Below are 25,935 nucleotides of genomic sequence, written 5' to 3'. Positions count from 1 at the left end.
ACGGTCATTAGTGCACGTGCTTGTGCGCAGTGCTGTCATCCTTGAGGAAGTTCTGCAGGGATGCATGACCAAGACGCTTGGTTTCGAACAGGCTTTCCACATGCTCGCGTGTATTGCACAGACCCTTGGCCAGAATCACGCCATCTGCATCCAGCAACACACCGTAAGGCACCTTGGAAACCTGGTAGCGCATGCCCACTTCAGCCGATACCACATACAGCTCGTCTTCCAATGGGTGGTTGCGCAGGAACTCGCGGTGTTCTGCCTGGGTACCATCACTGATCAGAATCACGTCAGCCGCTTCTACACCCGCTACCGAGCGGATGATAGGCAGCAACTTCTGGCAGATGGGGCACGATGGGCCTGTAAACATCAGCAGGCTGGCGCGGCCTGGCTTGACGGCACGACCAACGGTCACCGGGGTGCCGTCTATCGTCGTCAAGGCAAAGGTCGGCGAGCGTTCACCGATATCCGGGCCGTGATCTATCATCATGGCGCCCAGGGGAGCCGAACGTTCGTGCAACAGGCCAATCTGGCGTATCACACCCAGCATCAGCGCTGCCAGAGCCAGAAAAGCGCCCCACAGCAGCACATTCGAGCCAATCAGAATTCCACTAGTCATTTGAGTTTCCTTTTAAATCGAGGTTGTTTTTGGTTTCTGGAAAGCCAACAAGCATGTCAGCCCCCAAGTAAAGCAATGCGAGCATCGCAGCGGTTGCGAGGCCCAAGACGCCGGATTCCAGCGAAATCCTGGTGTATTCCACATGCATGGCAGCAGCGAACAGACTCACGCCAGCCAGCGCCAGAGCACGCATGACATGGAACATGCCTATGCGACTCATGCTGGTTGGGCGGCGTACGCAACCGCAATCGATATGGGTGCGTCCACGCCCGACGTTGATCGCAATCGCTACGGCAAACATGATGAATAGCGCTGCCGCAACACAAGCAGCGATTTCACGTGTGACGGGGATCACGAGCGCCACGGCGCAGATCACTTCCACCAGGGGCAAAAGTTTTGCAAACGGTGCGACCAGGAAGTTGGGCAGCAAACGATAGTTGGCTACCACACCCTGAAACTCATCCGGATGGTAAAACTTGGGGATTGCTGCCGCCGCCAGTACCAGCGCCACAAACAGTGACGCAAATACGGCTGCGGTAGGGTCATTGACTATCCAGTCCATCATCAACTCACTTATCTGCCACAAAGACCATGGAAGGAGCGCGGCCCAACTCATCCAGCGTACCTAGCTGCTTGCCAGACACTGCATCGAATGTGAACAGGGACTTCGCTTCTGCCGATACGGCATAGAGGTAAGGGCTACCATCCTGGCTCACCGCAATCGAATCAATCTCATGCTTGAGTTCCAGCTTGCGCAGGCGCTTGCCACTGGTGGCATCGACCACAAAGACAAAGCGGCTAGGCAACTTGTGCGTCCACTTCTCGCGTTGGTCAGCCAGCAGGTAAAGCTCATTGCGGCCCTTGTGGTAGGCAATCGTCATCCAGCCACCTGGACGCCATTTGTCTGCCTTCTCTTTGTCGGTGAAGACTTCGATAGGCTTCAAGAACTCAGCGCCAGACTCGGACAACTTGGCCTGGAATACCTTGCCTTCATAAGTTGGCCAGGCCAGACGGTTGATGGAGTTGGAGTAGAAGGGATTGTTGAGCAGATACTCGTTCTCGGCGTGGAACACCTTGGTCGGCTTCTGCTTGGTATTACCCTTGTTGTCGTAACTCACTTGCAGTAGCGAACCATCACGGCAATGCATGAAGAAGTTCTGCTTGGCTGTGGGGAAGATGTGGTAACAGTCGGGCACATCCATCACCTTGACGAAGGATTTGGACTCCAGATCAACCAGACCTACCCCTGGAGATGGCGCAAATTGCTGGAACAGCAGATGCTTATCATCAACACTCAGGGCTGCCAGACGCTCTAACACACCGGTCAAGAAACGACCTTCAGGAATGTCGATATCAGCCTTGATTTCCAGGGTCTGTGGATCAACGATTTCCAGATAGTCATCACGCTTGCCACGTGCCACGCGTGAATACATGGTGCTGGCAACCGCCAGGAACTTGCCATCACCTGCCACCATCACATGTGGCAGCTTGCCAGCATCCACCATGCCCAAGAGCTTGGTGTTTTTGCCATCAATGGTGTAGACCGTGGATGTCATCTGGAAATGACCAGGATCCATCACATAGACACGCTTGGAATCGCTAGGTGGTGCTTTTTGTATCGATGTCTCTTCCTGCAACTTGGCAGTGCCCAGGGCACCCAGCTGTCCAGGCACTTCAGCTTGCGCCGAGAATGCCGAGACCAGCAGGGCTGCCATTGCCAAGCGTCCTGCTAGACGCGCTCCGCGTCCGGAATGACCAATCATCGAGGGATGATCAAAATTAGTCATATCTCCTCCAAATATTATTAAAAGTTGTGATTAAAGCGTTCAAGAAAGCATCACTCTTACAGGGCCAGCATGGTCAAAGCCGCTGCACCCAGGGACAACAAGAGGAAACCATCCACTTCTACTGCACTTTCTTGCCAGCGGGCCAACCAAGCCTGTACGGACTGGTCTTTCACGGGAAGGAAGTTGACAGCTACCGGCAGGCAACGCCCAATATTGAACAGGGCAATCACTGCGATAGCGGTTTTGATATCACCCACAAACAGCGCCACACCGGTAACGATGTAGAGCATTGGCGTTTGCACATAGGTGAGGTAATTCATGCCTAGCGAGAAGCCGTACAACAGGCCAATCACGGATGAACGGAAACGGAAACGTGCGTCATGTGGCACTTGCGCGCGGCGTTGCGGATAAGGCATGCGCAGGAAACCCAGCTGGTGTGCGCCATAACCCAGGCCCAGCACCGCCAGAATGCCTACCGAGTACTGCAGTGGCACATTTCTGAACAACAGCCAGCCTGCTGCACCCAACATGCCGCCGAGTACCACCGCCCCTACCGCGTAACCAACGGCATGAGTGAAGAAGGTAGGCGCCCAACGCAGTACAGAGCGTGCGGAATACTTGCCAGCCGGCCTCAATAAACTAAGGCTGGAGTAACCGCATGGAGACCAAGTAGAAAGAAAACCACCGACGAGAGCAATGATAAGAAACATGCCAGTAAAAGCATCTTGAGCAGGAACAGCATGCTGTAACACCCCCCCTCCCACGACACCGATAATGAGCGCAGACACCATCAGCAAGAACCTTGCCCTGGGTGATTGCGATTCAGAGAAGCTGTATGCATCGGGCACACAGGCAACCCCTGCAGCTTGTTGAGCCGACTGGTGATAAGTCCCCATGTCGTAATCCTCCTTGACCTTGCGGTCATCTGTTATAAGAAGAAATCCAAAAATAAAATTGTTAATACAATGTAAATGGTAGCGATCTAGGTGGCAGAACCTTAGTAAGAATCGGCATGACCATGTCCGTTTAATGAAGTCATGCGATTCTTACTATTCATATAATCTCGGCAATAACCCTGTTTTTAAATCACAAAATCATGGGCTTGCTACAAAAATCAACTTCACAAATTCACCTGAAATTCAACCCAAATAAATCTTGTCAAAAAGCGCCAGAATCACCCTGGAAACCACAAACGAACACGTGATGGTCATGAGGTAATTCTGGCTGTGCCTAAACGGGATTTCCTGATGCGATTAACCAGAAATTGAGTGCATCAAGGGCAGAATTTAGAAAGTACGTTTGACGTAGCCAAAGAATTTATTGTCGCCAAACTTATAGCCTTCACTACTGACATACCAATGATCATTGGTATCGGTCATGACATAGCTCAAACCTGCATTCCAGCCATGACTATCCGCAATGGAGAAATCCTTGGTCAGGCCGATGGCATAATCGCTGTAACTGGCAACCGAGTAATTTTTGATCGCCGTGTGGCCTACATGCAGATAAAGATTAAGCCCAGCAAAAGGTAGCGGCTTGTTGTAATTCAACTCGGTATAAGTACTACCCTTGGAGTCACCCGTGCCTGTGGTATGGCTGCCGTACTGCGTATTACCTACCGATTTGGTATTGGCACCAAACCAGTCGGTCAGGGAATAGGAAAGCTTGAAGTTGAGATGGTGATAATCCAGCGCAAAATTCAGTTCCGTGACATTGGAAGACTGCCCCGCCACCTTTTCATTATCTGGATAATAAAACTGCAGAAAACCTACGGTGCCCACCAAATCATCAAACAACGCATGGGTATAGCCGCCATAGAGATCAATCTCCAGGGTGTTGCCATTGATGGCGTCCCTATGCACATTGGTGGCACCCAAACCTAGAAACAGCCCGCTGACATGGGAGTAATCGACAAAGCCCTGGATAGCCCCTCTACCCCTGGCCAGGGATAAGCCACGGAATAAATAATCGCTGTACAAACCCACATTGGTGGTGACGTGATGGGGGGAATCACTATCTTGTTTGACCTGCTCAGCCTGGTTCAAGCCTTGGTCTGCCCATGCTGTATGAGCCAGCATTAAACAGCTCACTGAAGCGCACACTGACACGCGCTTAGAAATACTGAGAGAAAAACCCATACCAACACCCTGCGCAATCGCCCGCATATATACCTCCTCGTATACATTTGTAATTTTATGTAAGTAATTACTGGCTTTATTTTGCGGATGGAGTGGCGCCCAGCTTCGGGCAACCGTGCGCTTGACCTTATATACACAGTGCTTGGCACCTGCATCCCTGGCATCAGGGCAGTGCATGCAGGCGCTACCCTCTGTTGATCATTCGCGCATAAATCCAGCTCACAAATGCTTTCAAGTCAGCCTTGCCAATAGCGCTAATACATTGAAAGTACGGTGAACAATATCTGCTGAGGGGGCAAAATCGTAGTAATAACTGGCATGACTTTTCCGTGATCTATGCTTTATGCCAGTTCTTACTACTGCACTTGGAATAAGTCGTTCTAAAGTAGCGGACTCATAAAAAAACACCGTCTGAAACAGCCACTTGAGCTGCAGGCAATGAGGAAAGAGGCTGAACAATGCCAATAAAATAATATACGGAGGAGTATATTGAATGGAAAACGATGCGCTGACCGCAGCCACCGCTGCGGCTATTGCTGAGCTGAGCGCCACGCCAGCCAAATTAGATTTACACTTGGTCAGGCGTTCCACTGTGGATGTACTGGAACAAGCCCTGGCACTCCCCTTCTGGCAACAGGATTACACCCAACTAAGCAAAGGCAGTTTTTCTGGCTCGGTACTAAGCGTCACCTGCGAAGGTTTGCAGATTTTCACTGAATCCATGACCCAGGCTGTAGACCAGATTGCCAGCGCCCCGCAGGATTGTTATGTCATCGGCCTGCCCACCGTCATAGAGGGTGATGCCACCTGGGGACTGTTGCCCATCAACAAGCACTCCCTGATTACCCTGGGCAAAAACGCTGAGCTCTACTTCAAGACCGCCAATGTTTCTGAGATTACTGCAGCAGTGATTCCCAGCAAACGCCTGGAAGAATATGCCGCCAATATTGAATGGATAGACTTGGTGGATTCCATACGCACCATCAAACCTGTAGAGCCACTGAACCCTGGCGTGGCCAATCAACTACTAGCCACTTTAGGCAAGGGGCTGAAGTTTCATCTGGAAAAGCACGAGGAGATTTATTTTCCTGAAATGTGGAAAAGTTATGAAGACGACCTGCTTTCTACCTGCTTGTTTGCACTGCTGCATGTCAAAGGCAATACCTCTGCCCAGAGTGATCAAAGAATTCCAAGATATCTGGTGAACAAGGTCAGGGAAGAAACCTTGATGAACCCAGGCGTACCGTTAACCATTGATGATTTATGTTTGATATTAAGAGTCAAAAGAAGAACACTTAACCATGCATTTGCACGCGTATTAGGCATTACCCCTATCACCTATATGCGCAATGTGAAATTGCACAGAATTCGTGATGAAATTCTCAATGCCCCTAATGAAATTATCAGCATCTCGCAACTCGCCACCAAATGGGGATTTTGGCATATGAGTTTATTTTCCCGATACTACCGGGAATTATTTGGCGAAGTGCCTATAGATACTTTGCAACGATCACGCAGATTACGCTGATTTATTCTCGCCAATTATTGGCTCAATCAGCAATCATATTTTCAATTATGATGCTTCGCTATTCGCTGCCAGCTTACGTGAATTAAATAACACATTCGCCACCACTATTCCCAGTTCATATAACAGCCAAAGTGGAATTGCCAGCATGAACTGGGAAATGATATCGGGCGGCGTAAAAATCGCCCCTATCACAAACGCACCCACCACCACATAACCACGAATTTGCCTTAACTGCGTCACATCCACTATCCCCATGGCAACGATGGCAACTACCAGAATAGGCATCTGGAATGAAATACCAAACGCCAGCAGGATGGAAATCAGGAAGTTGAGATAGCTCTCTATCTCGGTCATCACCGCCACCCCCTCCGGGGCAGTACCGACAATAAAGTGCAGCACCACAGGAATGACAAACTTGAAGGCAAATGTTGCGCCCATAATAAACAGCAACACGCTGGAGACCAGCCCCAGTCCAGCAATCAGTTTTTCATGCTGGTACAAGCCGGGTTTAAAGAATTTCCAGATTTGATACAAGGTATGCGGCAGGCTGATCATAACTGCTACATATAAGGCCACCTTGATAGGCGTTATAAATGGTGACACCACGGAAGTGGCTATCATCTGCCACCCGCAGGCAGCTCACGCATCAAGGGCGCAATAAAGAAACTGTGCAATTCATTGGCAAAAGGAATCAGCGCCAGCATGGGCGCAAGTATGCCCGCCAGAATCCAGATAAAGCGGGTTCTTAATTCGCGGAAATGACTGATCAGGCTTTCTTTTTCCATAACACTTCATCTTCCTTGACGCTGGTTTCTGTCAAAACGGCAGGGCTGGGCACAAGTTCAGGTATTGTCTGCGCAACATGCTCATGGTGCAGGCTGTCTGCATCCATCACGTTTTCTCCACCCTCCTGCGCCCGCGCAGCCAGTTCTGGGATTTCACCACTCAGCACCTTGACTTGAGATTGCAGCTCCAGCAGTTTTTGCTGCGCTTCTGCCGTGGCCTTGCGCATATTATCCAGCGCCACTTCACGCTCTATATCTGCCTTGAAGCCCGACATATAGCGCTGCATGCTGCCGTAGAACTTGCCCACCGTACGCGCGATCTTGGGCAGTTTTTCCGGCCCCAGCACCACCAGCGCCACAATGGCAATGACCATCATCTCGGAGAATCCAACGTCAAACATGCGCAGTCTTTTCGCTTTTGTGTTTAATGCTTGTCGTCCAGCGGCCGCGCAGATTCATTGCTGGGCTCCTGGCTTGCTTCCTTGAAGCTCTTGAGCGCACCGCCCAGATCTCCTCCCAGATTGCGCAAGCGCTTGGTGCCGAATACCATGGTCACCACCGCCAGTACAATCAGCCAATGCCAAATGCTGAAGCTACCCATCTCGAATTCCTCGTCGCGCAAAAATCCCATAATCCCTGATTTGGCCTGAAGCCGATATCAAGAAACGGCATAACTTTTAGCCAGGGTAAATTTTGCCGCGCTGTCACACTCGTCATTTCTGCTTTGTACTCAAGCGCGCCTTTGCCGATTTTTGATATTGTCATGAGCCAATATTTGTTAGCAAATGTAAGCAAAAAGTGCGTCTATTTATACATGCAAGTCATAAACTGGACTCTTTAAAACTATAAATAATTCAATATCTTACATTTCATCAAAGCCAAGGATTCAGAGTCATGCCAGTTTTTACTATTCAAGTGCATGACTGAGGGCTACAGTTGCTCATACCGTTCAGTCTGCTGTCTGTGCCCGCTCAATTGGCTGTACAAACCTGGGCATAGCGATAGTGAAATAACAATAAGCTCTCAAGAGCAATGAAGTTTTTTGGCGCTGCTGATTTTTGCCAAAAGCACGACTGCAATATACAGAGGAGTTTGTATCATGGGCTATAGAGATGAATTCACCGCTGCTGCGCCAGCCAGTCTGGACCTGCATATCGTCAATCGATCTACCTCAGATGTACTGGAGCAAGCCGATGCCTTGCCCTTCTGGTCACAGGATTACACCCAACTAAGCAAAGGTAATTTCAGCGGCGCGGTCACCAGCGTCACCTGCCAGGATTTGCAGATATTCACCGAATCCATGAGCAAGGCGGTAGACCAGATCGCCAGCGCACCTGAAGACTGTTACGTGGTGGGGCTGGCCACCCAGGTTGAGGGTGATTCCACCTGGGGCATGCTGCCAGTGAGCACAAATTCCTTAATCTCACTCAAACACAATGCCGAGTTGTTTTTCCGCACCTCAAATAACTCCGAAATCACCGCGGCGGCGATTCCCGCCCAGCGCTTTGAAGAATACGCACTGGAAGTGGAGTGGCTAGACCTCAAGAACATCTTTTCCGGGTTGAAGCCAGTGGAGGCGCTTGCGCAGAATGTCAGCGCGCAATTGCTGATTGCCATGAAAGAAGGCATGGATTTCCATCTGGAAAACAAGGATGCCATCAACTTTCCCACCATGTGGCGCAGTTTTGAGGATGACCTCATGGCCACCTGCCTGCATGCCATCACCAGCACGCGCGGTAACACCCATTCCCAGTATGACCACCGCATTCCACGCTACCTGGTCAACCGCGTGCGCGAATGTACGCTGACCAATGCCGATATGCCCTTGACCATAGGGGAGCTATGCACCTCGCTGCGCGTGAGCCGCAGAACGCTTAATCATGCCTTTATCCGCGTACTCGGCATTACGCCAGTGACCTATATGCGCAATGTGCGCCTGCACCGGGTCAGGCATGAGCTGGCGAGTTCACCTTTCGATATTCTCAGCATTGCCCATGTGGCAACCAAATGGGGTTTCTGGCATCTCAGCCTGTTCTCGCGTTATTACCGGGAGTTGTTTGGCGAATGCCCTACCGATACCCTGCAAAGATCTAAAACTGAGCACAGCCTGAATCTGACTTACTAACGCCAGGCGGTGTGAGAACCAGTTAATGCCGCTTTAGCGCATCACAAAGTAAAAAGGCGTACCTGAGGTACGCCTTTTTGTTTAGACCACCGCTAGGGATAAATAACTAGCTGGTCAGTTTGCGCTTGAGAATTTCATTGACCTGGGCAGGGTTGGCCTTGCCCTTGGATGCCTTCATCGCCTGACCAACCAGGGCGTTGAATGCTTTCTCCTTGCCCGCGCGGAACTCTTCCACCATCGCGGCATTGGCAGCCAGCACTTCATCCACAATGGCTTCAATTGCACCGCTATCGGTCACCTGCTTCAGGCCTTTACGCTCAATCACGCCGTCAGCATCGCCTTCGCCTGCCCACATTGCCTCGAATACTTCCTTGGCAATTTTGCTGGAGATGGTGTTATCCGCAATACGCTTGAGCAGGCCAGCCAACAACACAGGCGAAACCGGGGCATCTGCCAGCGGCCTGTCTTCTTCGTTGAGTTTGGCACTGACACTGCCCATGACCCAGTTGGCTGCCAGCTTGGCTTCACCACCAAAGGCGGCCAGGGTGGCGGTAAAGTAATCCGCCAAGGCGCGCGATCCAGTCAGTGCGCCAGCATCGTAGGCAGATAGCTGATACTCCTGCTCAAAGCGTGCCTTCATATCGGCAGGCAGTTCTGGCAGTTCAGCGCGTATTGCGGCTATCTCTTCCTCGGTGATGCTCAAGGGTAAGAGGTCAGGGTCTGGGAAGTAACGGTAATCGTTGGCTTCTTCCTTGCTGCGCATGGCGCGGGTTTCGCCAGTGTCGGGGTTGAACAGCACGGTGGCTTGTTCTATCTTGCCGCCATCTTCCAGCGTCTCTATCTGCCAGCGGGTTTCATACTCAATCGCCTGCTGCATAAAGCGGAAGGAGTTGAGGTTTTTGATCTCGCGGCGGGTGCCCAATTTGCTATCGCCCTTGCGGCGCACGGAAACGTTAACGTCGCAGCGGAAGCTGCCCTCCTGCATATTGCCATCGCAGATATTGATCCACTGCACCAGCTCATGCAGTTTGCGTGCATAAGCGACCGCCTCAGCGGCTGAGCGCATATCAGGCTCGGTAACAATCTCCAGCAATGGCGTACCAGCGCGGTTAAGGTCTATGCCGGATTGGCCAGGCTAGCGCCATGCACAGACTTGCCTGCATCTTCTTCCAGATGGGCACGGGTAATGCGTATGGTTTTTTCCTCGCCGCCCACTTCTATGGTCAGCGCACCCTTGCCTACCACGGGCAGTTCATACTGGCTGATCTGGTAGCCCTTGGGCAGATCGGGGTAGAAGTAATTCTTGCGCGCAAATACCGAGCGCGGCGCAATTTCGGCACCCACGGCCAGGCCAAAGCGGATGGCGCACTGCACGGCTTCATGGTTAAGCACAGGCAACACGCCTGGCAGGGCAATATCCACCACATTGGCCTGGGTGTTAGGCTCGGCACCAAAGGCAATGCTGCTACCAGAGAAAATCTTGGATTTGGTATTGAGCTGGGTATGCGTTTCCAGCCCGATGACGACTTCCCATTCCATTATGCAATTCCTTCAGGCATGCGTTGATGCCAATCTGTAACCTGTTGATAGGCATGCCCGGCATTGAGCATGCGCGCTTCATCAAAATAATTGCCTATGATCTGCAGGCCCACTGGCAGCGCTAAGCCATCGGTCTGGGCAAAGCCAGCGGGGATACTCATACCGGGCAAGCCCGCCAGATTGACGGCAATGGTGTAGATATCCTGTAGATACATGGAGACCGGATCATCGGCTTTTTCACCTGCCTTGAAGGCGGTGGAAGGCGCGGTGGGGCCAAGAATAAGATCGCACTGCTCAAAGGCACGCTCGAAATCCTGCGCAATCAGGCGGCGTATCTGCTGCGCCTTGAGGTAATAGGCATCGTAATAACCCGCGCTCAGTACATAAGTACCAATCAGAATACGGCGCTTGACCTCGGCACCAAAGCTTCTGCCCTGCTCTTGCAGTACATGTCCATGAGGTCGTCATATTCGGCCGCGCGGTGGCCAAAGCGCACACCGTCATAGCGCGAGAGGTTGCTTGAAGCTTCAGCGGGTGCCAGCACGTAGTAAACCGGGATGGACAGCATGGTGTTGGGCAGGCTGATATCGACAATTTCAGCGCCCAGCTTGCGGTATTCGTCCACAGCGGCTTCTACGACCTTGGCAACGCCTGCGTCTAGACCTTCGGCAAAGTACTCCTTGGGCAGGCCTATTCTTAGGCCAGCCAGAGGCTGACCGAGTTGGCGTGTGTAGTCTTCCTTGTCGCGATTGAGGCTGGTGGAATCACGCTCATCAAAGCCAGTCATGACATTCATCATCAGCGCCATGTCCTCGCAGGAGTGCGCCATGGGCCCGGCCTGATCCAGGCTGGAGGCAAAGGCAATCATGCCGTAACGTGAAGCCAAGCCATAGGTAGGCTTGAGGCCGGACAAACCACAAAGCGAAGCAGGCTGACGGATGGAACCGCCAGTATCGGTACCGGTAGCTGCCGCACAGAGGCGAGCCGCCACCGCCGCCGCACTGCCGCCCGAGCTGCCGCCAGGCACACGACTGCGATCCCAGGGATTTTGCACCTTGCCGTAATAAGAGGTTTCATTGGAGGAGCCCATGGCGAACTCGTCCATATTGGTCTTGCCCAGGTTGACCGCCCCTGCGGCATTGAAACGCTCTATCACTGCCGCATCATAAGGCGCAATAAAGCTTTCCAGCATCTTGGAACCACAGGTGGTCTTCCAGCCTTGGCACAGAAGATATCCTTCTGCGCAATGGGAATGCCAGTCAGTGCCGTGGCCTTGCCACTGGCCAGCAACTGGTCGGCCGCTTTGGCTTGTGCCAGGCTCAAGTCAGGGTTGACGGTGATATAGGCATTAATTTCGGGGTTGAGTCTATCTATGCGATTGAGGTATTCCTGCGTGAGTTCGACGCTGGAAATCTCCTTGCCAGCCAGCATGCTGGCCAGTTGTTTCAGGCTTTTATTAATCATGATGCCGCTTATTCGATGACTTTGGGGACGAGGTAGAGGCCGTTTTCCACGGCAGGGGCGATGGATTGCAGCAGTTCGCGCTGATTGCTTTCGGTAACCACATCAGGGCGCAGGCGCTGGCTGACATCCTGCGAGTGCGACATAGGGGCTACCCCGGTGGTATCCACCGCCTGCATTTGTTCTATGAGGCCGAGTATCCCGGTGAGTTTGTCCAGGGTTGCGCCTACTTCTTCATCGCTGACCGCGATACGCGCAAGGTGCGCGATGCGTTTGACGTCGGTATTGCTCAGTGACATTTCTCAATCCAAATCTTAAATTTCTAGGCGATATCGGTTATTATAACTTGATTTTACGCACATCTTCAGCCGCAGAATAAAGCCTGTAACAGCCTTATAGCCTGCGGTGGCTCGCTCAGGATACACACACAAATGTTCGGTCTTCTTAACAGCTATTTCTCCAATGACCTCGCCATTGACCTTGGCACCGCCAATACCCTCATCTATGTGCGCGGCAAAGGTATCGTTCTTGACGAACCCTCCGTGGTGGCAATACGCCAGGAAGGCGGCCCCACCGGTAAAAAAACCCTGTTGGCCGTAGGCTGGAAGCCAAGCGCATGCTGGGCCGAGCGCCTGCCAACATCACGGCGATACGCCCGATGAAAGATGGTGTGATTGCCGATTTCACCATCACCGAGCAAATGCTCAAGTACTTCATCCGCAAGATTCACGAATCCCGCTTGTTCAGCCCCAATCCCCGCATCATCATCTGTGTGCCCGTTGGTTCCACGCAAGTTGAACGCCGCGCCATCAAGGAATCTGCCGAAATGGCGGGTGCGCGTCAGGTTTACCTGATTGAAGAACCCATGGCAGCGGCCATAGGCGCCAATATGCCAGTGGCTGAAGCCACAGGCTCCATGGTGGTGGATATCGGCGGCGGCACCACAGAAGTGGGCGTGATCTCGCTGGGCGGTATTGTTTACGCCAAGTCCGAGCGCGTCGGTGGTGACAAGTTTGACCAGGCCATCATTGATTACATACGCCGTAACTACGGCATGCAGATTTCCGAGCCCACTGCTGAACTGATCAAGAAGCAGATTGGCTCTGCCTTCCCTGGCTCTGAAGTGCTCGAACTGGAAGTCACTGGCCGCAATCTGGCTGAAGGCCTGCCACGCAAGTTCACCATTTCCAGCAACGAGATTCTGGAAGCGCTGACCGAGCCATTGAATGCCATCGTCGGCGCGGTGAAGTCTGCGCTGGAACAAACCCCACCAGAACTGGGTGCCGATATTGCTGAAAAAGGCATGGTGCTGACTGGCGGCGGCGCATTGCTGCGTGACCTTGACCGCCTGCTGCTGGAAGAAACTGGCCTGCCCGTGATTGTGGCGGAAGACCCATTAAGCTGTGTGGCACGTGGTTGTGGCCGCGCACTGGAAGAAATGGACAAGCTGGGCAATGTATTTGCCTACGAATAAGCGATATCCCGCTGCATTAGAAACAGGCCATGCCAGCATGGCCTGTTTTTTATATGCCGGGTTTTACCTAATCTGCTTTTGCCTAGCCTGGCTTTACCCCCGATAACCGACGCAAGCGCCATCAGAAACTAGTCCCATGCCCCGCGCCCTAGAACACCAACATCACACTGGATTCTTTGTCCGCGGCCCCAGCCCGACCACCCGGCTGTTTATCACCGCCCTGCTATCGCTGATTCTGATTGCCACCGATGCCAGACTGCATTACCTGGTTGAAGTACGTCAGGGCTTTATTGCCCTGTTGCATCCGCTGCAAGTGTTGGCCAATGCCCCGCTGGAACTGGTTGAGGACACTGGCGAATACCTGCATACCCAAACCACACTGGTGCACGACAATCTGCAACTACGCGACCAGGCCCTGGTGCATGCAGCCGAGCTGCAACGCGCCAATGCACTGGAAGCGGAGAACGAGCGCCTGCGCAAGCTGCTGGGCGCTGCCCGCGTTTCGCACCAGCCTGCCCGCCTGGCGGAAATTCTACATATGGGCCGCGACCCTTTCAGTCACAAGGTAGTGGTGAATCTGGGCTCACGTCAGGATATCTCGCCAGGCCAGGCGGTCATCGATGAAGTGGGCGTTATCGGCCAGGTTACCCGCGTGTTTCCCTACAGCAGCGAGGTCACACTGGTGACGGATAAGGATCTCTCGGTGCCAGTACAGGTTGAACGCAATGGCCTGCGCGCCATTGCCTTTGGCCGCGGGCGTGAAGCCACCATAGAACTGCCTTCGCTACCTGCCAATGTCGATGTGCTGGTAGGGGATAGGCTGGTGACCTCTGGCATTGATGGGGTTTACCCCACAGGCTTGGCAGTAGCCGAGGTGGTGCAAGTGGATACCAACCCCAACTCGCCGTTTGCGCATATCATCTGCAAACCGTTGGCAGGCATAGAAAACCACAAGCAATTATTGCTGGTGAGCATCCCCAAAACCGAGACCCCGGCGGACACCAATACCCTGAGCACGCCACCCCGCAACAAGAAATTCACCGTGCCTAAACGTCATGCAAACCACTAGCTTCAAGCCCGTTTATCTGTCGCTGCTGCTGGCATTGCTGCTACAGCTATTGCCCTGGTCTGGCAGCATGCTGCTGATACGCCCTGAGTTTATCCTGCTGACCGTGCTGTACTGGAACCTGCGCGCGCCGCATCTATGCAATATAGGCACCGCCTGGTTTGCTGGCTTGGTCATGGATCTCATCACTGGCGGATTGTTTGGTCAGTATGCGCTCGCCTACGCTTTAACCGCTTTCTTCGCCGTGACCTATCAGCGCCGTCTGGCCTTGTTCAATCAATGGCAGCAGGCGGGTTATGTGTTTCTGTTGCTGGTGTTCACGCAGATCACCATGTTGGTGCTTAAATTATTCTCCGGCGGTGAAGTGCCGGGCTGGTGGTACTTCCTCTCTTGCGTCAGCAGCATCCTGCTTTGGTTATGCGTGATTTTCTCGCGTATCCGCATCGATTCTCGCTCCAACGGAGCCTGAGCGCGTGAAGAGATCACGCTCAGAACTGAAGAATTACAAAAAGGAGCAGTACGACTTCCGTATGCGCCTGGCTGTCGGCGCCCTCTTGGTGCTGATCTGCTTTGGCATTCTGATCAGTCGCTTCGTTTTTCTGCAGTTCTCGCGCTACGATTATTTCCAGACCATGGCGGAAAACAACCGCATCTCGCTGGTGCCCATAGTGCCCAATCGCGGCCTGATTCTGGATAGAAACGGTGAAGTGCTGGCGCAGAATTCCTTTGTCTACACCCTGGAAATCACCCCTGCCAAGGTCGAGCACAGCGTGGATGAAACCATAGAGGCGCTGGCAACCCTGATTGAGGTCAGCAGCAATGACCGCAAACGCTTCAAGAAACTGCGCGCGCAAACGCATAGTTTTGAAAGCGTGCCCATACGTACTCACCTTAATGAAGAAGAAGCCGCCAAGATTGCGGTCAATCGCTTCCGTCTGCCTGGCGTGGAGATACGCTCACGCCTGTTCCGCCAGTATCCGCAGGAAAAGCTGGGTTCGCACATGATGGGCTATATAGGCCGCATCAATGATAAAGACCTTAACAACCTCAGGGAGTCTGGCGATCTCTCCAATTACAAGGGTTCAGACCATATAGGCAAGAGCGGACTGGAACAGTATTACGAAAGCCAGTTGCACGGCATTACCGGGTTCCAGCAGGTTGAGATAGACGCTGGCGGCCATGCGGTACGCGTGCTATCCAGCACGCCACCCGTACCTGGCAACAATCTGATTCTTTCCATGGACGTCAAGTTGCAGCGTATTGCCGAGGAAGCCTTTGGCAATTATCGCGGTGCATTGGTGGCGATAGAACCCAGTACTGGGGAAGTGCTGGCTTATGTCAGCCAGCCAGGCTTTGACCCCAATTTATTTGTAGACGGCATAGACAGTGAAAGCTGGAAAGAACTCAATGAATCACTGGACAAGCCGCTGATCAACCGCCCCTTGCGTGGCATCTACCACCGGGTTCCACCTTCAAGCCCTTTGTCGCCTTGGCTGGCCTTGAGGCGGGCAAGCGCGCACCGCCTTTCTCTATCAGCGACCCTGGCTTCTTTACCTTGCCGGGTAGCAGCCACCGTTATCGTGACTGGAAACCCAGCGGTCACGGCGTGGTGGATGTGCGCAAGGCGATTGCCGTTTCCTGCGATACCTTCTTCTATGGCCTGGCCATGGAGCTGGGCATAGAACGTCTGGCCAGCTTTGTCAGCCATTTTGGCTTTGGCAAACCCTCAGGCATAGACATCAAGGGCGAGATGGGCGGCCTGCTGCCCACGCCGGAATGGAAGGCGCGCCGCTTCAAGCAGAAGTGGTATCCGGGTGAAACCGTAATTGTAGGCATAGGCCAGGGTTATACCTTGGTGACGCCTATGCAATTGGCACAGGCCACGGCCATACTCGCCAACAACGGCAAGGCCATGAAGCCGCATCTGGTGACCGGAATTCAGGAAAACAAGACGGGCAAAGTCCATCAGGTACAGCCTGTGGTGGTCGATCAGGTGGCGCTTAACCCCAAGAATATCGAACTGGTGAAACAGGGCATGATGGATGTGACGCTGCCTGGCGGTACTGCTGCCCGCTTAGGGGCAGATAGTGAATATCTCATGGCCTCCAAAACCGGGACGGCCCAGGTCATAGGTATCAAGCAGAACGAGAAATACAACGAAAGCAAGCTGGCTGAGCGGCATCTGGATCATGCGCTGTTCATCACCTACGCCCCGGCAGAAAACCCCAAGATCGCGGTTGCCATTATTGTTGAAAACGGCAAGCACGGCGGCTCCACTGCCGGGCCGATTGCGCGCCGCGTGATGGATTACTACCTGCTGGGCAAGGAGCCGCCAACGGCCAAGCCTGCGATTGATGAAGCGGCGATTAGCGCCCCAACCCCAGCCGAGCCTGCAGAGGAACACGCCCATGATGAGTAAATTGCTGAAGCGGCTGGTGAGGCATATAGATGGCTTCCTCATGGGGAGCCTGATTGTCACCATGATAGTGGCGCTGTGCGTGCTCTATAGTGCCTCTGGCCAGAACATGGGCCGCATCGCCACGCAGATGGTGAATATCAGCGTAGCCATGAGCCTGATGTGGATCGCTGCCAATATCTCGCCCCAGCATCTGGAACGTATTGCATTACCCGCTTATGTCATAGGCGTGCTGTTGCTATTGGGTGTGTTCTTTTTTGGTGAAATCAGCCATGGCGCCAGGCGCTGGTTGCATATAGGCGTAGCCAAGATTCAACCTTCCGAGCTGATGAAGATTGCCGTGCCCATGCTGCTGGCCTGGTATTTCTCGCGGCGCGAGGCTGCAGCCAGCCTCAAGGATCACGCCATAGGGGCCGTGCTGCTGGCTATCCCCGTGGGCCTGATCATGAAACAGCCGGATCTGGGCACCTCGCTCCTGATCGCTTCTTCCGGCTTTTATGTGCTTTTCCTCGCGGGCTTGAGCTGGCGCTTACTGATAGGCGCAGCAGTCAGCATAGGGGTGATGGCCCCCATACTCTGGACCATGTTGCATGACTACCAGCGCAAGCGCATTGAGATTCTGTTTGACCCCTATCAGGACCCTCTGGGTGCGGGTTATCACACCATACAGGCCAGCATAGCGCTGGGTTCTGGCGGCATTGCGGGCAAGGGCTGGCTTAATGGCACGCAGTCCCAGCTCGATTTCCTGCCTGAGCGCACTACAGACTTTATCTTTGCGGTATTTGGTGAAGAATTTGGCCTGCTGGGCAATGTGCTGCTGCTATTGCTGTTTACCCTGATCATAGGCCGTGGCCTCATGATTGCGGCCCAGGCGCAAAACACCTTCAGCCGCCTGCTAGCTGGCAGTATCACGCTGACTTTCTTTACCTATGTCTTCGTCAACATTGGCATGGTCAGCGGCATCCTGCCTGTGGTGGGCGTACCCCTGCCCTTGATCAGCTACGGTGGCACTTCACTGGTGACCTTGCTGCTGGGCTTTGGCATACTCATGAGCATCCAAACGCACAAGAAGCTCGTTACATCCTGACAGAAAAGGAGTAAAGCAGGCATGCGCTGCCTGCAAAACCCATGAATGTATTGAAACCCCTGATTCCCGCCCTGCTCGCTCTCACTTTAGTTGCCTGTGGCGGCGGCACTGCCGTCAAGCCGAGCACCAGTCCGGACAGCAAGCCCAGTACACAGAAAGCCCCAACCAAAAAAGGCGGCTACTACCTTGATGATGGCCCAGGTGACAATCCACCTGCCGATATAGACAGCATTCCTGATGCCGTGCCGCGCGCCGAAACCCCGCTGCCACGCTCCAACCGCCCTTATAGCGCGCTGGGCCGCCGTTACACCCCCATGACCGAACATACGCCCTACAAGCAGCGCGGCGTTGCCTCCTGGTATGGCAAGCGCTATCACGGTCAGAAAACCTCCAGCGGCGAGACCTATGATATGTATTCCATGACGGGCGCGCACACCACCCTGGCGCTACCCAGCTATGTGCGGGTAACCAACCCAGAGAATGGCCGCTCAGTTGTTGTACGTATCAATGACCGTGGCCCCTTCCATGATGACAGACTGATAGACCTCTCCTATGCCGCCGCCTATAAGCTGCGCCTGATAGAAAAAGGCAGTGGCATCGTTGATGTAGAAGCACTGGATGAAAAAGGCAAAGCCATTCCATTCCCTAACGGCAAGCAGCCCGCTCCTCCGCCCTTAGCCGAGAGCAGTGCGACCAAGCCCCTGGCAGCACCCGCTGGCGATACACCTATCAGCGGCAAACCCCTGCCAGCGCCTGTTGCCAAGCCTTTGCCAACTCCAGCCGCAGAACCTGCCCCTACGGTCACGACCAATACCATGAACGAACCCACCATCACCCAACCTGTGAGTGGTGATTACGTGCAAGTGGGTGCCTTCTCACTCAAGGCCAATGGCGATCGCCTGGTGGAAACCCTGCAGCAGCAGAAACTCGCGGATAACGTGCAGATAGAGAATTGGTATAATGCCGGAACTTATCGCGTCAGGCTGGGGCCTTATGGCAGCCGCCAACAGGCAGAAGCCGCTGCAGCCAAGATCAAGCAGATGCTCAATACCAATGCCATCGTGATCCGGCAGTGAGTCACTCCCACCTGTGAGCAAGCAACGCCAGCCATTAACACTGAACCCAGTTTGATCCGGGTTCAAGAAAGTCCGAGTTCAAGAAAACTATGTTTACGCTATTCCATCTTTACCGCAAACACCTGACCGCGCTTGTCGCTGTCACAGGGCTCAGCATCACCAGCCTGGCCCAGGCAGTGGATATTCCCCAGCCACCAGCACTGGCAGTGAAATCCTACCAACTGTATGACTTCAACAGTGACCGTGTCATTGCCCAGCAAGATGGCGGCTCACGTGTGGAGCCTGCCTCGCTGACCAAGATCATGACTGCCTATCTTGCTTTCAAGGCGGTCAAGAATGGCCACCTGAGCCTGACCCAAACCCTGCCAGTCAGCGTCAAGGCCTGGAAGGTTGAAGGCTCCAAGATGTTTATTGAGCCGAATAAACCAGTGACCGTAGATGAGCTTATGCACGGCATGATTATTCAGTCTGGCAACGATGCTTCCATCACCCTGGCGGAAGGCATTGCCGGTTCGGAGGAAGCTTTGCCGAACTCATGAACAAGGAAGCCGCACGCCTGGGCATGAAGGACACGCATTACGTCAACGCCACTGGCCTGCCTGACCCACAACACTACACCACCGCCCACGATCTGGCGCTGCTGGCGGTAGCACTGATCCGTGATTACCCAGACCAGTACAAGCGTTTGTATTCGGTTAAGGAATACACCTATAACAAGATCAGCCAACCCAACCGCAACCGCTTGCTGTGGCTGGACCCGTATGTTGATGGCATGAAGACTGGTCACACCAAGAGCGCAGGGTATTGCCTGGTGACTTCTGCCAAGCGTGGCGATACGCGCCTGGTTTCTGTGGTGCTGGGTGCGCCTTCTGATTCTGCCCGTGCTACCGAAAGCCAGAAGCTGCTTAACTATGGCTTCCAGTTCTATGAATCCAAGCAGGTATACAAGCGCGGCACCGTGGTCAGCAACCTCAAGGTTTGGAAGGGTGCAGAAAACACGGTAGTCGCCACTGTCGCCAAGGATGTGGCGATTACGCTGCCCAAGGGTGAGTATGCCCGCGTCAAGGCCAAGATCGTCAGCCAGCAACCCCTGGTGGCCCCGGTCAGCGCAGGCCAACAAATCGGCAAGATAGAGTTTATTCTGGATGATAAGGTGATTGCCGAGCACAAGCTGGTTGCCGCCAAGAATGTGGAAACCGCTGGTATCTTTGGCCGCATGCTGGACAGTATCAAGCTCTTGTTTGAATAATCAGACCACACAATCCATGGGTGACACCGTTTACCTGAACGGTGCCTTCCTGCCCCTGGCACAAGCCACGATCCCAGTACTGGATCGTGGCTTTATGTTTGGTGATGGCGTCTATGAAGTCATCCCGGTCTACAACGGCCAGGCTTTTCGTCTCGATGAACATATACAACGCCTGCAAGCCAGCCTGGCGGCGGTGCGTATACGTAACCCGCTGACAACTGTTGCCTGGCGCGCCATGTTGCTGCAATTAATTGCCGAGAATAAAGCGCTGCAGGATCAGTCTTTATATCTGCAAGTTACCAGAGGCGTAGCCCCACGCGATCAGGCTTTTCCACCAGCGAGCGTAGCGCCCACCGTATTTGCCATGAGCATGACCTTGCAGACCCCAAGCACAGCTCTGGTGCAGTCCGGCGTGGCGGCGATCACCGCGCTTGATATTCGCTGGGATAGATGCAATATAAAAGCCATCTCCTTGCTCGCCAATGTTTTGCTACGGCAGCAGGCGGTGGATGAAGCCGTGGCAGAAACCATCATGCTGCGTGAAGGCTGGCTGACCGAAGGCAGCAGCACCAATGTGTTTGTGGTGGCGCAGGACAAATTGCTGGCGCCACCCAAGAGTCAGCATATGCTGACTGGGGTGACCTACGATGTGATACTGGAGCTGGCAGCTTCGCATGGCATTGCCCACCTGGTTGCCCCGGTGAGCGAAGCGCAGCTACGCAGCGCCGACGAAATATGGATTACGTCATCGACCAAGGAAATACTCGCCATCATCAGCCTGGATGGCCAGAGTGTAGGTCAGGGTCAGCCCGGCCCCTTATTCCAGCGCATGTATGCGCTGTACCAGGATTTCAAGAACCAATATATGCGTCATACGAGGTAAAACCATCATGGCCCAAGATATGAATGACAATATCAAAGACATCAGCACTTTAAGCAGCTCGGAAGAAGAAACCCTGCTGGAATTCCCCTGTGATTTCCCGATCAAGGTCATGGGTGAATCGCATGAAGAATTCGCTAACCTGGTCATGGGTCTGATTCAGCAACATGAGCCCAGCTTTGATGCCAGCCGCATAGAAATGCGTGCCAGCACAGGTGGTAAATATGTCAGCCTGACCTGCACGGTGAGTGTGGAATCCAAGCCCCAGCTGGACGATATCTATCGTGCGCTGACCTCGCACCCCAAAGTGAAATACGTGCTTTGATACCACAACCGTCACTTGCGCTACCAGTAGCTATCCTTCAAGCATGAGTACTGCATTAACGCAGGCTGGGGCGCCACTTGCGCCTGGCCTCATCATCCGCACGCTCGGCCTGACTGACTATGCAGCCACCTGGCAGGCCATGCAGGCTTATACCAGCACCCGTGATGACGATAGCCCGGATGAACTATGGCTGACCGAGCATGCGCCGATTTATACCCTGGGCTTGAATCGCCGCGATGTGCGACCGCCCAGCCGCAGCGATATCCCGCTGCTGGAGGTGGATAGAGGCGGCAAGATTACCTATCATGGCCCCGGTCAGGTAGTGATCTATGTGCTGATAGACCTCAAGCGCCGTGGCTTGACTGTACGCCAATTGGTCAGTGCCATGGAAAACGCCATCATCAGTCTGCTGGCAAGTCATGGCATCGCGGCAGAAGCACGTGCAGATGCCCCCGGCGTCTATGTGCAAGGCGCCAAGATTGCCTCCCTGGGCTTGCGCCTCAAACAGCAACGCAGTTATCACGGACTGGCTCTCAATATTGACATGGATCTCGCCCCCTTTCTGGCGATAGACCCTTGCGGCTACCAAGGCTTGCAAGTGACGCAGACGCGAGACCTGGGCCTGACACTGACACCACAGGCGGCTGCCCAGCAGCTGCTTCATAATTTGACCGAGGCTTTAGGCTATACTGAATGCCTCACCGAGAAGACCCTATGACAGAAATAAGCGAAGGCATAGAACGCGTCGCACGCACCTCAGCTATTGATGCCCCACCGCGCAAGGTAGCGGGCGTCAAGGAAACCAGCGCCGAAAAGATGGCGCGTATCCCGATCAAGATCATTCCCGTGCCTGCCATGCGCAAGCCGGAATGGATACGCATGAAAGTGCCAGACAGTGCGCGCTTCCAGGAAATCAAACAAGTCCTGCGCGAGAATAACCTGCACACCGTGTGCGAAGAAGCCTCTTGCCCCAATATAGGCGAATGTTTCAGTGGTGGCACCGCCACATTCATGATCCTCGGCGACATCTGCACCCGGCGCTGCCCGTTCTGCGATGTTTCTCACGGCAAGCCGCTGCCGCCTGACGTCAAGGAACCAGAAAATCTGGGCCGCACCATTGCGCAGATGCGCCTGAAATATGTTGTGATCACCAGCGTGGACAGGGACGACTTGCGCGATGGCGGTGCCCAGCATTTTGTTGATTGCATAGCCTCGGTGCGCGCGCACTCGCCACAGATCAAGGTGGAGATTCTGGTGCCTGACTTCCGTGGACGTCTAGACCGCGCCATAGAGATACTCAAGGCAGCACCGCCCGATGTCATGAATCACAATCTGGAAACCGTGCCCAGGCTTTATCGTGAAGCGCGCCCAGGCTCTGATTATCAAAACTCGCTGGACCTGCTCAAGGAATTTGGCCGCTTGCATCCTGAAGTACCCACCAAATCTGGCCTGATGTTGGGCCTGGGTGAGACCGACGAGGAAATTCTTGAAGTGATGCGTGACCTGCGTGCGCACAATGTCACCATGCTGACTCTGGGCCAATACTTGCAACCCAGCCCGCACCATTTACCCGTCAAACGCTTTGTCACACCACAGCGTTTTGCTGAATTTGAGCAACAGGCGCTGGCCATGGGCTTCACCCAGGCGGCCTGCGGCCCCATGGTGCGCTCGTCCTACCATGCAGATCACCAGGCGCAAAACGCCGGAGTCAGCTTCTAGGCCACCATACCCGTCATTATGCAAAGCAACCTACTTCTTATCCTGCTGGCCTTGTTCCTGGTACTGCTCAACGGCTTTTTCGTGGCCGCTGAGTTTGGCCTGGTCAAGCTCAGGCAAACCCGCGTGCGCGCGATTGCCAAGACCCAGGGTTGGCGCGGGCAGATACTTGCCAAGGTACACGGGCAGCTGGATGCCTACTTGTCCGCCTGTCAGCTAGGTATCACCCTGGCCTCTCTGGGTTTGGGCTGGGTGGGCGAGCCTGCCTTTGCCGAGTTGCTGGAGCCGCTATTGCATCAGGCTGGGGTGGATAGCCCGGAAATCATCCACGGCATTTCCTTTGTCATTGCCTTTTTCACAATTTCCTACCTGCATATCGTACTGGGCGAGCTGGCACCAAAATCTATGCTATACGCCAGGCTGAACAGGTGGGCCTGTGGACTGCCGCACCGCTGTATGCCTTTTATTGGCTGATGTACCCCGCCATCTGGGTGCTGAATAAAAGCTCCAACTGGATATTGCACAAGGTAGGCCTGAGCACGGGTCACGCCAGTGATGCACACTACTCTGCCGATGAACTGAAACTGATACTGCGCAGCAGCCGTGCTTCAGAGGAACTGACCAAGGACGAGTGGAATATCCTCGCCCATACCCTGGATTTCAGCGATCTGGAAGTCGCTGACCTGATGCGTCCATTCAATGAGGCCATCTCGCTCTCTGCCGAAAACACGCTGGAACAGAATCTGGAAATTATCTCGCAGCACCGTTACAGCCGTTATCCCTTTGTTGAACTGGACGGCAAGGTCAAGGGCGTGATCCACCTCAAGAGCCTGTTCCTTGCCAAGTTTGAAGCAGAAGAACTGCAAGACCTGGGGCGGTATATTCATCCCGCGCCGTTTGTCGCACCTGACATGCCCGCCATTGAACTGTTCCGCCGCTTCCGTGAAGGCAAGGCCAGTCATTTCGCCATTGTTGGCCGCAAAGGCCAGGAGCCTTTGGGCTTTATTACCCTGGACAATATGCTGGGCGCACTGGTGGGTGAAATTCGTGATGAATTCCGTCAGAGCCAGAACGACTGGACCAAGCTGGATGATGGCACGCTGATAGGTAAGGGCAGCCTGCCCATCTTTACGCTGGAGCGTGCGCTGGGCGTAGAAATAGACAACGATGATGAAGTTGATTCAGTGGGCGGCCTGGTGTTGTCCAAGCTGGAAGATATCCCCAAGGAGGGCGACAGCATTTCCTTCGGCGCCTTTGATATTGTCATCAAGAAAATGAACGGCCCGCGCATCATTCTGGTACGCATACATCCACGCCAGGTCAGCGAATAATGCAAACGGTCGATATCTTTATCGTCGGTGGCGGCATGGTAGGTAGCGTGCTGGCGGCTAAATTGGCCCCCAGCGGTATGCGCATTGCGCTGCTGGAAACCTATGCGCCTGCCGAGTTTGACCCAAACAGCCCGCCAGACCTGCGTGTATCGGCCTTAAGCCTGCCTCCATCAACTTGTTGGCAGAAATAGGTGCCTGGGACAAAATTCTCGCCATGCGCAGCGCGCCTTTCCAGCGTATGCAGGTGTGGGAGCAACGCCAGGATCAGGGCACACTATTTGACGCTGCCGAGATTGATGCACCTTTCCTCGGCCATATCGTCGAAAATCGCCTGGTACAACTGGCCTGCCTGCAGACACTGGCAGCCTATGACAATGTCAGCGTATTTTGCCCCGATAAAATTGCACGTATTGATTACGCGGCTGCGGGCAGCACCATTACGCTTGCAAGTGGGCAACAATTTCACACTGCCTTATTGATAGGTGCGGATGGCGCGCAATCGCGCGTGCGTAGCGCCGCTGGGATTGCGCTCAACAGTCTGCAATATTCCATGCAAGCCCTGGTTGCCACTGTCAGCATCCAGGGTGGCCCACGTGATATCACCTGGCAACGTTTTACCCGCTTTGGCCCGCAATCCTTGTTGCCACTGCCCGGCGATTACGCCTCTCTGGTCTGGTATCAACAGCCGCAGGAAGTCAGACGTTTGTTGGCACTGGACGATGACGCCCTGCTGGATGCCTTCCGCCAGCAGTTTCCCCGCGCCCTGCCCGAAATTACGGGCTTGCTGCAACGTGGCAGCTTCAGCCTGACACGCAATCATGCCCAGCAATATGTACGCCAGGGTGTGGCACTGGTTGGCGATGCAGCCCACACCATACATCCGCTTGCAGGCCAGGGCGTTAACCTGGGTTTCCAGGATGTAGACGTACTTGCCAACGTTTTGCTGACGGCCTGGCAACGCGGAGAAAATATCAACAATGTAGCCTTGCTGCAGGGCTACGAACGTCAGCGTCTGTGGCCTAATCATGTGATGCAGCGCAGCATGGATGCCTTTAGCTACGGCTTCAGCAACGATATTGCCCCACTCAAGGTACTGCGTAATATCGGCCTCAGACTTGCCAACCATCCCGGCCCGCTCAAACGCGAGGTCATGCGTTATGCACTAGGTCAGCCGCCCAAGCTGCCCCCACCGTTGCAGACATTGCGTGATTGGCTCAAACCCTGATGCTCTGATCACTTCAGGGAATTGCAGCAGTACCCTTGGAGTTTTTACCTCTTAGCTACTGCCATTTCTAGCCATTTGCTAGTTCAATAGACAAAAAAAAGCCGC

General features: G+C 54.0%; 23 protein-coding genes and 6 pseudogenes. 17 read left to right on the top strand and 12 right to left on the bottom strand.

All coding sequences use genetic code 11. The features are described from left to right. Positions 1 to 7: 7 nt before the first annotated feature. From mauD to JCM2850_RS04095, 5 genes are all read right to left on the bottom strand, one after another. Complete coding sequence (mauD, locus tag JCM2850_RS04115) at positions 8 to 622, bottom strand: methylamine dehydrogenase accessory protein MauD (protein WP_025869956.1); 615 nt, start codon at positions 620 to 622, stop codon at positions 8 to 10. Continuing rightward, entirely contained in the window at positions 615 to 1,187 is a 573-nt protein-coding gene (locus JCM2850_RS04110; RefSeq protein WP_234406082.1) for a MauE/DoxX family redox-associated membrane protein, read from the bottom strand. The genes mauD and JCM2850_RS04110 overlap by 8 nt, the downstream gene beginning before the upstream one ends. A 4-nt stretch (positions 1,188 to 1,191) precedes the next feature. Then, positions 1,192 to 2,337 (bottom strand): methylamine dehydrogenase (amicyanin) large subunit, encoded by a 1,146-nt coding sequence (gene mauB, locus JCM2850_RS04105; protein WP_234406081.1) that lies wholly within the window; start codon positions 2,335 to 2,337, stop codon positions 1,192 to 1,194. Positions 2,338 to 2,465: 128 nt separating this feature from the next. Then, the gene (locus tag JCM2850_RS04100) at positions 2,466 to 3,257 is read right to left on the bottom strand and encodes a methylamine utilization protein MauF (protein ID WP_305079954.1); all 792 of its coding nucleotides are present in this window, start codon (positions 3,255 to 3,257) and stop codon (positions 2,466 to 2,468) included. 438 nt (positions 3,258 to 3,695) lie between these two features. After that, a complete protein-coding gene (locus JCM2850_RS04095; protein ID WP_051525254.1) occupies positions 3,696 to 4,487 on the bottom strand; it encodes a TorF family putative porin in 792 nt (263 codons plus the stop codon). Between the two features lie 553 nt (positions 4,488 to 5,040). On the opposite strand from JCM2850_RS04095, the gene JCM2850_RS04090 reads away from it, so the two are divergent. Next, positions 5,041 to 6,075 (top strand): helix-turn-helix domain-containing protein, encoded by a 1,035-nt coding sequence (locus JCM2850_RS04090; RefSeq protein ID WP_025869947.1) that lies wholly within the window; start codon positions 5,041 to 5,043, stop codon positions 6,073 to 6,075. Between the two features lie 45 nt (positions 6,076 to 6,120). Here the strand turns inward: JCM2850_RS04090 and tatC are convergent, their stop codons facing one another. From tatC to tatA, 4 genes are read right to left on the bottom strand one after another with little or no spacing between them, the layout of a single operon-like run. Beyond that, complete coding sequence (tatC, locus tag JCM2850_RS16955; RefSeq protein WP_439645845.1) at positions 6,121 to 6,696, bottom strand: twin-arginine translocase subunit TatC; 576 nt, start codon at positions 6,694 to 6,696, stop codon at positions 6,121 to 6,123. Beyond that, positions 6,693 to 6,860, bottom strand: coding sequence for a hypothetical protein (locus JCM2850_RS24235; RefSeq protein WP_439645844.1), 168 nt, complete (start codon positions 6,858 to 6,860; stop codon positions 6,693 to 6,695). The genes tatC and JCM2850_RS24235 overlap by 4 nt, the downstream gene beginning before the upstream one ends. Then, positions 6,842 to 7,261 (bottom strand): Sec-independent protein translocase protein TatB, encoded by a 420-nt coding sequence (gene tatB / locus JCM2850_RS16950; protein WP_025869946.1) that lies wholly within the window; start codon positions 7,259 to 7,261, stop codon positions 6,842 to 6,844. The genes JCM2850_RS24235 and tatB overlap by 19 nt, the downstream gene beginning before the upstream one ends. 23 nt (positions 7,262 to 7,284) lie before the next feature. Next, a complete protein-coding gene (gene tatA, locus JCM2850_RS04075) occupies positions 7,285 to 7,491 on the bottom strand; it encodes a Sec-independent protein translocase subunit TatA (RefSeq protein ID WP_234406080.1) in 207 nt (68 codons plus the stop codon). A 468-nt stretch (positions 7,492 to 7,959) separates the two neighbouring features. On the opposite strand from tatA, the gene JCM2850_RS04070 reads away from it, so the two are divergent. After that, on the top strand, positions 7,960 to 8,985 hold the full coding sequence (locus JCM2850_RS04070) for a helix-turn-helix domain-containing protein (RefSeq protein ID WP_025869943.1): 1,026 nt from the start codon (positions 7,960 to 7,962) through the stop codon (positions 8,983 to 8,985). Between the two features lie 106 nt (positions 8,986 to 9,091). Here JCM2850_RS04070 and gatB read toward each other — a convergent pair. From gatB to gatC, 3 genes and pseudogenes are all read right to left on the bottom strand, one after another. Beyond that, a pseudogene (gatB, locus tag JCM2850_RS16945) lies at positions 9,092 to 10,524 on the bottom strand (Asp-tRNA(Asn)/Glu-tRNA(Gln) amidotransferase subunit GatB). After that, positions 10,524 to 11,988 (bottom strand): annotated as a pseudogene (gatA, locus tag JCM2850_RS16940) (Asp-tRNA(Asn)/Glu-tRNA(Gln) amidotransferase subunit GatA). Before gatA ends, gatB begins: the two co-directional pseudogenes overlap by 1 nt. An 8-nt stretch (positions 11,989 to 11,996) precedes the next feature. Continuing rightward, positions 11,997 to 12,284 carry an Asp-tRNA(Asn)/Glu-tRNA(Gln) amidotransferase subunit GatC gene (gene gatC / locus JCM2850_RS04055; RefSeq protein WP_025869941.1) on the bottom strand — a complete coding sequence of 96 codons (288 nt, stop codon included), beginning with the start codon at positions 12,282 to 12,284 and terminating at the stop codon, positions 11,997 to 11,999. A gap of 132 nt (positions 12,285 to 12,416) precedes the next feature. Here gatC and JCM2850_RS16935 point away from each other — a divergent pair. The 15 genes and pseudogenes from JCM2850_RS16935 (at position 12,417) to JCM2850_RS16915 (ending at position 25,830) form a co-directional block, all read left to right on the top strand. Continuing rightward, positions 12,417 to 13,459: pseudogene (locus tag JCM2850_RS16935) on the top strand (rod shape-determining protein). Positions 13,460 to 13,595: 136 nt separating this feature from the next. Beyond that, complete coding sequence (gene mreC, locus JCM2850_RS04045) at positions 13,596 to 14,528, top strand: rod shape-determining protein MreC (RefSeq protein ID WP_025869939.1); 933 nt, start codon at positions 13,596 to 13,598, stop codon at positions 14,526 to 14,528. Then, positions 14,515 to 14,994, top strand: a complete 480-nt coding sequence (mreD, locus tag JCM2850_RS04040; protein WP_025869937.1) for a rod shape-determining protein MreD — start codon at positions 14,515 to 14,517, stop codon at positions 14,992 to 14,994. Before mreC ends, mreD begins: the two co-directional genes overlap by 14 nt. Positions 14,995 to 15,055: 61 nt before the next feature. Beyond that, positions 15,056 to 16,944 (top strand): annotated as a pseudogene (gene mrdA, locus JCM2850_RS16930) (penicillin-binding protein 2). Further along, positions 16,934 to 18,028 (top strand): rod shape-determining protein RodA, encoded by a 1,095-nt coding sequence (gene rodA, locus JCM2850_RS04030; protein ID WP_025869935.1) that lies wholly within the window; start codon positions 16,934 to 16,936, stop codon positions 18,026 to 18,028. Before mrdA ends, rodA begins: the two are co-directional and overlap by 11 nt. A 41-nt stretch (positions 18,029 to 18,069) precedes the next feature. Then, positions 18,070 to 19,104: a septal ring lytic transglycosylase RlpA family protein gene (locus tag JCM2850_RS04025; RefSeq protein WP_025869934.1), complete on the top strand. Its 1,035-nt coding sequence runs from the start codon at positions 18,070 to 18,072 to the stop codon at positions 19,102 to 19,104. Positions 19,105 to 19,193: 89 nt separating this feature from the next. Further along, a pseudogene (locus JCM2850_RS16925) lies at positions 19,194 to 20,353 on the top strand (D-alanyl-D-alanine carboxypeptidase family protein). A 16-nt stretch (positions 20,354 to 20,369) separates the two neighbouring features. Further along, on the top strand, positions 20,370 to 21,236 hold the full coding sequence (locus tag JCM2850_RS04015; protein WP_025869932.1) for a D-amino acid aminotransferase: 867 nt from the start codon (positions 20,370 to 20,372) through the stop codon (positions 21,234 to 21,236). A 19-nt stretch (positions 21,237 to 21,255) separates the two neighbouring features. Further along, a complete protein-coding gene (locus tag JCM2850_RS04010; RefSeq protein WP_439645847.1) occupies positions 21,256 to 21,558 on the top strand; it encodes an HP0495 family protein in 303 nt (100 codons plus the stop codon). A 43-nt stretch (positions 21,559 to 21,601) separates the two neighbouring features. Further along, positions 21,602 to 22,276, top strand: coding sequence for a lipoyl(octanoyl) transferase LipB (lipB, locus tag JCM2850_RS04005; RefSeq protein WP_025869928.1), 675 nt, complete (start codon positions 21,602 to 21,604; stop codon positions 22,274 to 22,276). Then, entirely contained in the window at positions 22,273 to 23,277 is a 1,005-nt protein-coding gene (lipA, locus tag JCM2850_RS04000; protein WP_025869926.1) for a lipoyl synthase, read from the top strand. The genes lipB and lipA overlap by 4 nt, the downstream gene beginning before the upstream one ends. An 18-nt stretch (positions 23,278 to 23,295) precedes the next feature. Further along, positions 23,296 to 23,846 (top strand): annotated as a pseudogene (locus tag JCM2850_RS22390) (CNNM domain-containing protein); the annotation flags it as partial. A gap of 114 nt (positions 23,847 to 23,960) precedes the next feature. Further along, positions 23,961 to 24,605 (top strand): transporter associated domain-containing protein, encoded by a 645-nt coding sequence (locus tag JCM2850_RS16920; RefSeq protein WP_369384838.1) that lies wholly within the window; start codon positions 23,961 to 23,963, stop codon positions 24,603 to 24,605. Beyond that, entirely contained in the window at positions 24,605 to 24,796 is a 192-nt protein-coding gene (locus tag JCM2850_RS21760) for an NAD(P)-binding protein (RefSeq protein WP_199898248.1), read from the top strand. Before JCM2850_RS16920 ends, JCM2850_RS21760 begins: the two co-directional genes overlap by 1 nt. Beyond that, positions 24,781 to 25,830: an FAD-dependent monooxygenase gene (locus JCM2850_RS16915; RefSeq protein WP_199898247.1), complete on the top strand. Its 1,050-nt coding sequence runs from the start codon at positions 24,781 to 24,783 to the stop codon at positions 25,828 to 25,830. Before JCM2850_RS21760 ends, JCM2850_RS16915 begins: the two co-directional genes overlap by 16 nt. Positions 25,831 to 25,935: the final 105 nt, after the last annotated feature.

This window comes from Methylobacillus glycogenes JCM 2850, from assembly GCF_000617925.1.
Lineage (GTDB): Bacteria > Pseudomonadota > Gammaproteobacteria > Burkholderiales > Methylophilaceae > Methylobacillus > Methylobacillus glycogenes.
The sequence above is the reverse complement of the archived record's forward strand: the minus strand, read 5'-3'. Positions and strand labels throughout refer to the sequence as shown.